Source organism: Streptomyces sp. UW30, assembly GCF_008042075.1.
Lineage (GTDB): Bacteria > Actinomycetota > Actinomycetes > Streptomycetales > Streptomycetaceae > Streptomyces.
In genome coordinates this window covers 1107464-1117032 of the sequence record NZ_RDBN01000037.1, presented here as the reverse complement: position 1 = coordinate 1117032, position 9569 = coordinate 1107464, and the positions used below count along the sequence as shown (strand labels likewise).

Below are 9569 nucleotides of genomic sequence, written 5' to 3'. Positions count from 1 at the left end.
GGGCGGGGCTGGGCGCCCGGCGTCCGGGGGTCGGCCGTACGTCCGTCCGGCGAGCCGCCGGTGGGGTCCGGCCTCACGTCGACACCGCCTGGCACCGATCCCTCCGTTCGCGTACCCTCGCCGGTCGCCCGTGGGGCCGGCGTGCCCGGGCTGTCCGTGTCCTCGTCCCGTGTGTCGCCGGTGACAGGCGGCTGCGCGGGTCTGGGCGGTGTCGTCGGGCGGGGCGGTACGGCGGGCGGAGGCGGGGTCGACGGGCGCGGGGGAATGGGGGCGCGACGCGCTTCCGTGCTCATGCACCCCCCGTTTCCTCGTGCCCGGGCCCGTCCTCGTACGCGGCCGCCGTCTTCTGTTTCTCCGTCTGCCCCGCCCGGCACGGACTGCTCCGACCAGGCACGCATACCCGCACCGAGGGAGCGTCATCCCGGCACGACGCGCGGCCGGGGACGTTCCCCCATGCGTGCGCGTCACTCTACGGGTTGAACCTGCGCGATCGGGAACCAGTCCACGACCCCGTGCAGATCTGCCCGGAACGTCCCCCTACCCTGCGGTAATCCCGTCTGGCAGGCTGCGTTCATGACTGCGCGCGCCGCTGACCGGGCCCGTTACGACCGGGCCACCGCCCATCTCGACGCCCCACTCGCGATCGTGGACCTGGACGCCTTCGACTCCAACGCGGAGGACATGCGCCGCCGGGCCGGCGGAAAGCCGATCCGCGTCGCCAGCAAGTCCGTACGCTGCCGGGCGCTGCTGGAACGCGTCCTCGCGAAGGACGGCTTCGCGGGCCTCATGTCCTTCACCCTCGCCGAGTCGTTGTGGCTGGCGCGCTCCGGGTTCGACGACGTCCTGCTCGCCTATCCGTCGGCCGACCACGCCGGTTTCGCGGAGCTGACCGGTGACCCCAAGCTCGCCTCCGCGGTCACCGTGATGATCGACGACCCGGCACAGCTGCGCCTGATCGACGCCGCTCGCGGCGGTGGCCGGGAAGTGGTGCGGGTCTGCCTGGAGTTGGACACCTCGCTGAAGCTGCTCGGGGGACGGGTGCGTGTCGGCGCCCGGCGTTCGCCGCTGCACTCCCCCGCCCAGGTCGCCGACATGGCGCGGACCGTCGCCCGGCAGCCGGGGTTCCAGCTCGTCGGGATCATGGCGTACGAGGGGCACATCGCCGGGGTCGGGGACTCCCTGGCGGGACGGCCGCTGCGCTCGCGTGCCGTACGGCTGATGCAGGCCACCGCCCGCCGGGAGCTCGCCCAGCGCCGGGCCGAGGTGGTGCGGGCCGTGCGGGCGGTGGTGCCTGACCTGGAGTTCGTCAACGGCGGGGGGACCGGCAGTGTGCAGTTCACGGCCGCCGAGGACGCCGTGACCGAGATCGGGGCCGGGTCGGGGCTGTACGTACCGCGGCTCTTCGACAACTACACGTCCTTCACCGGACGCCCGGCGGCGCTGTTCGCCCAGCCGGTCGTGCGCAGGCCGGGCGTCGGGATCGTGACGGTCCTGGGTGGCGGCTATCCGGCGTCCGGCGTGGCGGGCCCGGACCGGCTGCCGGTGCCGTATCTGCCGGAGGGGCTGCGCTACGACCCCCAGGAGGGGCCCGGCGAGGTGCAGACGCCGCTGCTCGGCTCCCCCGCCGACGACCTGCTGCTCGGCGACAAGGTGTGGTTCCGGCACGCGAAGGCCGGTGAGCTGTGCGAGCGGTTCGACGCGCTGCACCTGGTCGAGGGCGACTCGGTCACCGCGACCGTGCCGACGTACCGGGGCGAGGGCCACACGTTCCTGTAGCCCGGTCCGCCCCGGATCAGTCCGCGGTCGACCGGATCCCCTTGGTGAAGCGGTCCATGTCGGCCAGCGGCGGCCCGTCCTCGCCCGCGTCGAAGACGTAGCGCACGACGACCGGCGACCCGGTGCCGATGCCGGACGGGAAGGCGAGCGACTGGACGTAGCCGCCCGGTCCCTCGGCCGTCCGGACCTGCCAGCGCACGAAGTAGCCGGCGCGGCCCGCCACCGAGACCGGGCCGGAGCCCACGACCTTGTGGGACTCGATGCCGCCGAAGGGGCGCCGCCCGACGAGGTCGCGGTCGTAGGCGTCGTCGGCCGCCTCCTGGATGTCCGCCTTCGCGATCGCCTCGGGGGAGCTTCCGTCGTCCCCGCTCGCCGTGCGCGAGCTGACCTCGCCGTGCCGGCAGTAGCCGAAGTCGGCCGGGCACTGGTAGGTGCCGTCCGTGGTCATCAGGACGTCGGCCTCGGTGATGTTGCGCGGTCTGACCCAGCCGCTGAGCAACGGCAGGGTGATGCCGTTGAGCTGGTCGGTCACGACGGCGGGGCCGTCGGCGGGGGGCTCGGAGGCGGACTCCGTCGGGGTCGGGGTGTCGGAGGCCGGCTCGCGGTCCACGGGCGCGGAGGTGGCGAGCGTGGGAGCGGTGTCCAGCTCGGTGCCCCCGTCGTCCTTTCCGAGGACGAGCGCGCCCGTGACGATCGCCGTGAGCAGGACGGCTCCGGCGGCGGCGAGGGCGACGATCCTGGGCCCCCGCCCGGAGGCACCGCCGGCGGACGGTCGCCCGGCCGTCAGCGGCACGGTCGCGTGCGGCTCGTAGGCCGGCGGGCCGGGCACCGGCGGTGTCGGGACCGCCGGTGCCGGTGCCTCGGGTGCGCGCCGGTGCTCGGTCCAGGCCGTCCCGTCCCACCAGCGCTCCATGTGCGGGGCGGAGGGGTCGCGGTACCAGCCGGGCGGGGGCGTCATGCTCATTGACGCAACTGTAGGGCGGCCTACAGCGGTGTGACGTACGCCCCGGAGATTCCGCCGTCGACCAGGAAGTCGGTGGCGTTCACGAAGGAGGAGTCGTCGCTGGCCAGGAACGCGACCGCGGCGGCGATCTCCTCGGCCTCGGCGAATCGGCCGACCGGGATGTGCACGAGCCGGCGCGCGGCGCGCTCGGGGTCCTTGGCGAACAGCTCCTGCAGAAGCGGGGTGTTGACCGGTCCCGGGCACAGGGCGTTGACCCGGATGCCGTCGCGGGCGAACTGCACGCCCAGCTCGCGGGACATCGCGAGGACGCCGCCCTTGGAGGCGGTGTACGAGATCTGGGACGTGGCGGCGCCCATCCTCGCCACGAAGGACGCCGTGTTGATGATGGAGCCCCTGCCCTGCTCACGCATGTAGGGGATGGCGGCCTTGCAGCACAGGTAGACGGAGGTGAGGTTGACCTCCTGGACCCGCTTCCAGGCCTCCAGGCCGGTCTCCAGGATGGAGTCGTCGTCGGGCGGCGAGATGCCCGCGTTGTTGAAGGCGATGTCGACGCTGCCGTAGGTGTCGAACGCCGTCTTGAACAGCGCCTCGACCTGCTCGGGGTCGGTGACGTCGACCTTGACGAAGATCCCGCCGACCTCCTCGGCGGCCGCCTTGCCGCGCTGCTCGTCGACGTCACCGCAGACGACGCGGGCGCCCTCGGAGGCGAGCCGGCGGGCGGTGGCGAGACCGATGCCGCTGCCGGCGCCGGTGATGACGGCGGTACGGCCGACGAGACGCCGGCACACGATTGCTTCGGTCACTGTGCGGAACCCTCCGTGCTGATGAAGACGTTCTTGGTTTCGGTGAAGGCGGTCAGGGCGTCAGGACCCAGCTCACGGCCGATGCCGGACTGCTTGAAGCCGCCGAACGGGGTCCAGTAGCGGACGCTGGAGTGGGAGTTGACGGACAGGTTGCCGGCCCGGACCGCCTGGGAGACGCGCAGGGCGCGGCCGACGTCACGGGTCCAGATGGAGCCGGAGAGGCCGTAGTCGGTGGCGTTGGCGAGGCGGATGGCGTCGGCCTCGTCCTCGAAGGGGAGGACCACGGCGACGGGGCCGAAGACCTCCTCGACGGCCACGCGCGCGCGGGGGTCGACGCCGGTGAGGACGGTGGGCGGGAACCAGAAGCCGGGGCCCTCGGGGGCCTTGCCGCGGATGGCCTCGGCGCCGGGGTCGACGTACGAACGCACCCGCTCCAGCTGGGACTTGGAGATCAGCGGGCCCATGTCGGTCTTCTCGTCGGCCGGGTCGCCGACCGTGATCGCCTCGATCGCCGGGCTCAGCAGCTCCAGGAAGCGGTCGTAGGCGGAGCGCTGGACGAGGATGCGGGTGCGGGCGCAGCAGTCCTGGCCGGAGTTGTCCAGGAAGGCCATGGGGGCGGCGGCCGCGGCGGCTTCGAGGTCGGCGTCGGCGAAGACGATGTTGGGGCTCTTGCCGCCGAGTTCGAGGGTGACGCGCTTGAGGAGCGCCGAACCCTTGGCCAGGACCTGCTTGCCCACGGCCGTCGACCCGGTGAAGACGATCTTCGCGACGCCCGGGTGCTCGACGAGGGCGTTGCCCGCGACGGGGCCGCGGCCCGGCAGCACCTGGAACAGCCCCTCGGGGAGTCCCGCCTCCAGGGCCAGCTCCGCCAGGCGTAGAGCCGTCAGCGGGGTCGTCTCGGCGGGCTTGAGGATGACCGCGTTGCCCGCCGCGAGCGCCGGGGCCGTGCCCCAGGCCGCGATCGGCATCGGGAAGTTCCAGGGGGCGATGACGCCGACGACGCCGAGCGGTTCGAGGATCGTGACGTTCAAGCCGCCGGCGACCGGGATCTGATGGCCGGTCAGCCTCTCCACTCCCCCGGCCGCGTAGTCGAGCAGGTCGCGGACGTTGCCCGCCTCCCAGCGGGCGTTGCCGACGGTGTGCCCGGCCTCCTTGACCTCCAACCGGGCGAGTTCTTCGAGGTGTTCGTCGACGGCGACGGCGAACCGGCGCAGCAGGCGGGCGCGTTCGCCGGGCGCGAGGGCGGACCACACGGACTGCGCCTTGGTGGCACGTACGACCGCCGCGTCCACGTCGGCCGCGGTGGCGGCCGGGACGGTGGCGACGACCTCTTCGGTGGCCGGATCGAGTACTTGGAGCTGGTCGGACAAAGGAGGCCTCACATGCGTTCGAAGGAGCGGCGCAGCTCCCAGTCGGTCACCGCGGCGTCGAAGGCGTCCAGCTCGACGCGCGCCATGTTGCGGTAGTGGGCGACGACCTCGTCGCCGAAGGCGGCCTTGGCGATCGGGCTGTTCTCCCAGAGCTCGGCGGCCTCGCGCAGGGTCGTGGGGACGTGCTCGAAATCGGCGGCATAGGCGTTGCCGGGGCAGGGCTCGGGCAGCTCCAGCTTCTGCTCGATGCCGTACAGGCCGGCGGCCACCAGCCCCGCCACCGCGAGGTGCGGGTTGACGTCCCCGCCGGGGAGCCGGTTCTCGAAGCGCATCGAGCGGCCGTGGCCGACGACGCGCAGGGAACAGGTGCGGTTGTCGTAGCCCCAGGCGACGGCGGTCGGCGCGAAGGAGCCCGGCTGGAACCGCTTGTAGGAGTTGATGTTGGGGGCGTACAGGAGGGAGAAGTCACGCAGGGCGGCGAGCTGGCCTGCGAGGAAGTGGCGCATGACGTCCGACATGCCGCCTTCGCCGTCCCCGGCCATCGCGTTGTTGCCGGCGGCGTCCGCGAGGGAGAGATGGATGTGGCAGGAGTTGCCCTCGCGCTCGTTGTACTTGGCCATGAAGGTGATCGAGACGCCCTCCTGGGCGGCGATCTCCTTGGTGCCGGTCTTGTAGATCGCGTGCTGGTCACAGGTGACCAGGGCGTCGTCGTACTTGAAGGCGATCTCGTGCTGGCCGGGGTTGCACTCGCCCTTGGCGGACTCGACGGTGAGGCCGGCGCCCGCCATCTCGTTGCGGATACGGCGCAGCAGCGGCTCGATCCGCCCGGTCCCCAGCACCGAGTAGTCGATGTTGTACTGGTTGGCGGGGGTCAGCCCCCGGTAGTTCGCGTCCCAGGCCTGCTCGTAGGTGTCCTTGAAGACGATGAACTCCAGCTCGGTGCCGACGTTCGCCGTGTACCCGTGCTCGGCGAGGCGCTCCAGCTGGCGGCGCAGGATCTGGCGCGGGGCGGCCACCACCGGGGACCCGTCGTTCCAGGCCAGGTCGGCGATCAGCATGGCCGTGCCGGCGTTCCAGGGCACGCGGCGGAGCGTGGCCAGGTCGGGGTGCATGGCGAAGTCGCCGTAGCCGCGGTCCCAGGAGGACATCGCGTACCCGTCGACGGTGTTCATCTCGGTGTCGACGGCGAGGAGGTAGTTGCAGCCCTCGGTGCCGTGGTGCAGGACCTCGTCGAGGAAGAAGCGGGCGGCGAACCGCTTGCCCTGGAGCCGCCCTTGCATATCGGGGAACGCCAGGACGACAGTGTCGATCTCACCGCCGGCGACGAGGGCGTGCAGCTCCTCGACGCTCAGCGGGGGTGTGCGGTCTGCCACGGGAGAGCCTCCATTCGGCTACTTCGGTCAGCCGGAAGCCATAAGGTATTGCGCAGGACCATTGATTGGGAAGGGGGTCCGGCCACATGTCGCAGACGGAAACGGAGCACGGGGCGCCCGGAGCCGACGACCGGCTGACGTCGGTGCTGCGGCCGGTGCGGGCCGGCAACGGCTTCGAGGAGGCCCTGGAGCAGATCCTCCAGGTCGTCCGGCTCGGCCTGGTGCCGGGCGGCGAACGGCTGCCCGCGGAGCGGGAGTTGGCCGACCGGCTGGGGATCAGCAGGGTGACGCTGCGCGAGGTGCTGAAGGTGCTCCAGGACCAGGGCCTGGTCGAGTCGCGGCGGGGCCGCTACGGCGGAACGTTCGTGCTCCCTCGCCCCGTCACCCCCGGCGAGGAGGAGCTGCGCCGCCGCCTCAAGGACGTCGACGTCGAGGACGCGCTGCGCTTCCGCGAGGTGCTGGAGGTGGGCGCGGCCGGGCTGTGCGCGGCGCACGGGCTGGAGGAGGAGCAGGCGAACCGGCTCCGCGAGGCGCTGGCCCGCACGCACGACGCCCCGCTCGCCGAGTACCGCCGGCTGGACACCCTGCTGCACCTGACGCTCGCCGAGCTGTCCGGCTCCCCCACGCTCACGGCCCAGTACGCGGCCGTACGGGCGACGGTCAACGACCTGCTCGACTGCATCCCGCTGCTCGTCCGCAACCTGGAGCACTCCCAGCGCCAGCACACGGCCCTCGTGGAGGCGGTGATCGAGGGCAATGCGGAGTGCGCGCGGGAGATCATGCGCGAGCACTGCGGGGGGACGGCGGCGCTGCTGCGGGGCTTCCTCGGCTGAGCGGCGCCGCGTCCCCGGCGCGGGTGGATTTACCGGCGATTAACGCAAGGGTATTGCGTTCGAGCAGCCGACCCGGCAAAGGTATGCATCCATTCCATTGAACCGGAGCCCGGTCGACCCCACCGTGCCCGGAAATGCCCGGTGTCCACCGCACGTGGGGAGTTGGCCATGTCCGTCGAATCCACAAGCACACCCGCCGCCGCTGAAGGCGACGACTATCTGGAGCGCAGAACCCTGCGCCGCGGCAGCGCCGGCTGGGTGCTGCTGACCGGACTCGGCGTCGCGTACGTCGTCTCCGGCGACTACTCCGGCTGGAACTTCGGCCTCGCCGAGGGCGGCTTCGGCGGCCTGGCGATCGCCATGGTCCTCATGGGCACCATGTACGCCTGCATGGTCTTCGCCCTGGCCGAGCTGTCCTCGATCCTGCCGACGGCGGGCGGCGGCTACGGCTTCGCACGCAGGGCGCTCGGCCCCTGGGGCGGCTTCCTCACCGGCACGGCGATCCTCATCGAGTACGTCCTCGCGCCCGCCGCCATCGTCATCTTCATCGGCGACTACGTCGAGTCGCTGGGTCTGTTCGGCCTGGAGTCGGGCTGGCCGGTGTACCTGGTGTGCTTCGCGATCTTCCTCGGCATCCATCTGTGGGGCGTGGGCGAGGCGCTGCGCTTCAGCTTCGTGGTCACCGGCATCGCGGTGGTCGCCCTGATCGTGTTCGCGCTGGCGGCGCTGCCGGACTTCTCGGTCGGCTCGCTGGACGACATCCCGGTCGACTCCTCCGCCGCCGGGTCGAACTCCTGGCTGCCCTTCGGCCTGCTCGGCATCTGGGCGGCGTTCCCCTTCGGCATGTGGTTCTTCCTGGGCGTCGAAGGGGTGCCGCTGGCCGCCGAGGAGACCAAGGAGCCGGCCCGTACGCTGCCGAAGGCCATCCGCTGGTCGATGGCCATCCTCGTCGTGCTGGCCGTGGTGACCTTCTTCGCGGCGGCCGGCGCACGCGGCTCGGCGGCGATCCAGGAGGCGGGCAACCCGCTGGTGGAGGCGCTCCAGCCGGACGGCAAGGCGACGACGCTGAGCCGGATCGTGAACTACGCGGGCCTGGCGGGCCTGGTGGCGTCGTTCTTCTCACTCATCTACGCAGGCTCGCGCCAGCTGTTCGCCCTGTCCCGCGCGGGCTACCTGCCCCGCTTCCTGTCCCTCACCAGCCGCCGCAAGGCGCCGTACCTGGGCCTGCTGGTGCCCGGCACGGTCGGCTTCCTGCTGGCGGCGCTGTCGGGCGACGGTGCGCGGATGCTGAACATCGCGGTCTTCGGCGCGACCATCTCCTACGCGCTGATGTCCCTGTCGCACATCGTGCTGCGCCGCCGGGAGCCGGAGCTGGTACGCCCCTATCGCACGCCGGGCGGGGTGCTGACGTCGTCGGTCGCGCTGGTGCTGGCGTGCGCGGCGCTGGTGGCGACGTTCCTGGTGGATGTGACGGCGGCGGTGATCGCGCTGGTGGTGTACGTGGTGGCGATCGCGTACTTCGGCCTCTACAGCCGCAAGCATCTGGTGGCGAAGGCGCCGGAGGAGGAGTTCGCGGCGCTGGCGGCGGCCGAGGCAGAGTTGGCAAGGGACTGAACGCTTCCCTGTGAAGGAGCATGAGCATCGTGGGCAGGCCGTTGATCGGTGTCAGCACGTATCTGGAATCGGGTGCGCGCTTCGGGGTGTGGGAGCTGGACGCGGCGTTGCTGCCGGTCGGCTATCCACGGCTGGTGCAGCGGGCGGGCGGCCTCGCCGCGATGCTGCCGCCGGACGACCCGGAGCAGGCCGCGGCCGCGGTGGCCCGCCTTGACGGACTGGTCATCGCGGGCGGCCAGGACGTCGAGCCGGTCCGCTACGGAGCGGAGCGCGAGGCGCGTACCGGGCCGCCGGCCCGGGAGCGGGACGCCTGGGAGCTGGCCCTGATCGACGCGGCGCTGGCCGCGGGCGTGCCGCTGCTGGGTATCTGCCGTGGCCTGCAACTCCTGAACGTCGCCCTAGGCGGGACGCTCGTTCAGCACATCGACGGGCATGCGGACGTGGTGGGTGTGTTCGGCAGCCATGACGTCAAGCCGGTGCCGGGGAGTCTGTACGCCGGTCTCGTCCCGGAGGCGATGTCCGTGCCGACGTACCACCACCAGTCCGTGGACCGCCTGGGCGAGGGCCTTGTCGTGTCGGCGTACGCGGCGGACGGGACGGTGGAGGCGGTCGAACTGCCGTCCGCGGCAGGGTGGGTGCTGGGGGTGCAGTGGCATCCGGAGATGGGTGACGACGTGCGGGTGWTGGGGTCCTTCCGGTGATCGCGGCGTGCATCTCCCGGCCACTTGGGCGGCGAGAAGAGGGAGAGATAATGAACCCCGGCGCGTCAAAGGATGATTTGGGTCATTTCTCACTAATGTCCCTTATCGGTAAGGAGTCGATCCTCCACGTAACGC

8 protein-coding genes are annotated in these 9569 nt (G+C 71.8%); 4 read left to right on the top strand and 4 right to left on the bottom strand.

The features are described 5' to 3' along the window. Positions 1–573: 573 nt before the first annotated feature. Positions 574–1776: an amino acid deaminase/aldolase gene (locus EAO75_RS23755; protein ID WP_147997066.1), complete on the top strand. Its 1203-nt coding sequence runs from the start codon at positions 574–576 to the stop codon at positions 1774–1776. A gap of 16 nt (positions 1777–1792) precedes the next feature. Here EAO75_RS23755 and EAO75_RS23750 read toward each other — a convergent pair whose 3' ends face one another. From EAO75_RS23750 to EAO75_RS23735, 4 genes are read right to left on the bottom strand one after another with little or no spacing between them, the layout of a single operon-like run. After that, entirely contained in the window at positions 1793–2734 is a 942-nt protein-coding gene (locus EAO75_RS23750) for a DUF2510 domain-containing protein (RefSeq protein ID WP_147998041.1), read from the bottom strand. Positions 2735–2760: 26 nt separating this feature from the next. Beyond that, positions 2761–3543 carry a 3-oxoacyl-ACP reductase gene (locus tag EAO75_RS23745; RefSeq protein ID WP_147997065.1) on the bottom strand — a complete coding sequence of 261 codons (783 nt, stop codon included), beginning with the start codon at positions 3541–3543 and terminating at the stop codon, positions 2761–2763. After that, the gene (locus EAO75_RS23740) at positions 3540–4913 is read right to left on the bottom strand and encodes an aldehyde dehydrogenase family protein (RefSeq protein WP_187284558.1); all 1374 of its coding nucleotides are present in this window, start codon (positions 4911–4913) and stop codon (positions 3540–3542) included. The genes EAO75_RS23745 and EAO75_RS23740 overlap by 4 nt, the downstream gene beginning before the upstream one ends. An 8-nt stretch (positions 4914–4921) precedes the next feature. Continuing rightward, positions 4922–6286: a glutamine synthetase family protein gene (locus tag EAO75_RS23735; RefSeq protein WP_147997063.1), complete on the bottom strand. Its 1365-nt coding sequence runs from the start codon at positions 6284–6286 to the stop codon at positions 4922–4924. Positions 6287–6372: 86 nt separating this feature from the next. Between EAO75_RS23735 and EAO75_RS23730 the strand changes: the two genes are divergently transcribed. From EAO75_RS23730 to EAO75_RS23720, 3 genes are all read left to right on the top strand, one after another. Continuing rightward, positions 6373–7119 (top strand): FadR/GntR family transcriptional regulator, encoded by a 747-nt coding sequence (locus EAO75_RS23730; RefSeq protein WP_147997062.1) that lies wholly within the window; start codon positions 6373–6375, stop codon positions 7117–7119. A 168-nt stretch (positions 7120–7287) separates the two neighbouring features. Continuing rightward, positions 7288–8733 carry an ethanolamine permease gene (gene eat / locus EAO75_RS23725; RefSeq protein WP_147997061.1) on the top strand — a complete coding sequence of 482 codons (1446 nt, stop codon included), beginning with the start codon at positions 7288–7290 and terminating at the stop codon, positions 8731–8733. Between the two features lie 26 nt (positions 8734–8759). Then, positions 8760–9434, top strand: a complete 675-nt coding sequence (locus EAO75_RS23720) for a gamma-glutamyl-gamma-aminobutyrate hydrolase family protein (protein WP_147998040.1) — start codon at positions 8760–8762, stop codon at positions 9432–9434. The last annotated feature ends 135 nt before the right edge of the window (positions 9435–9569 follow it).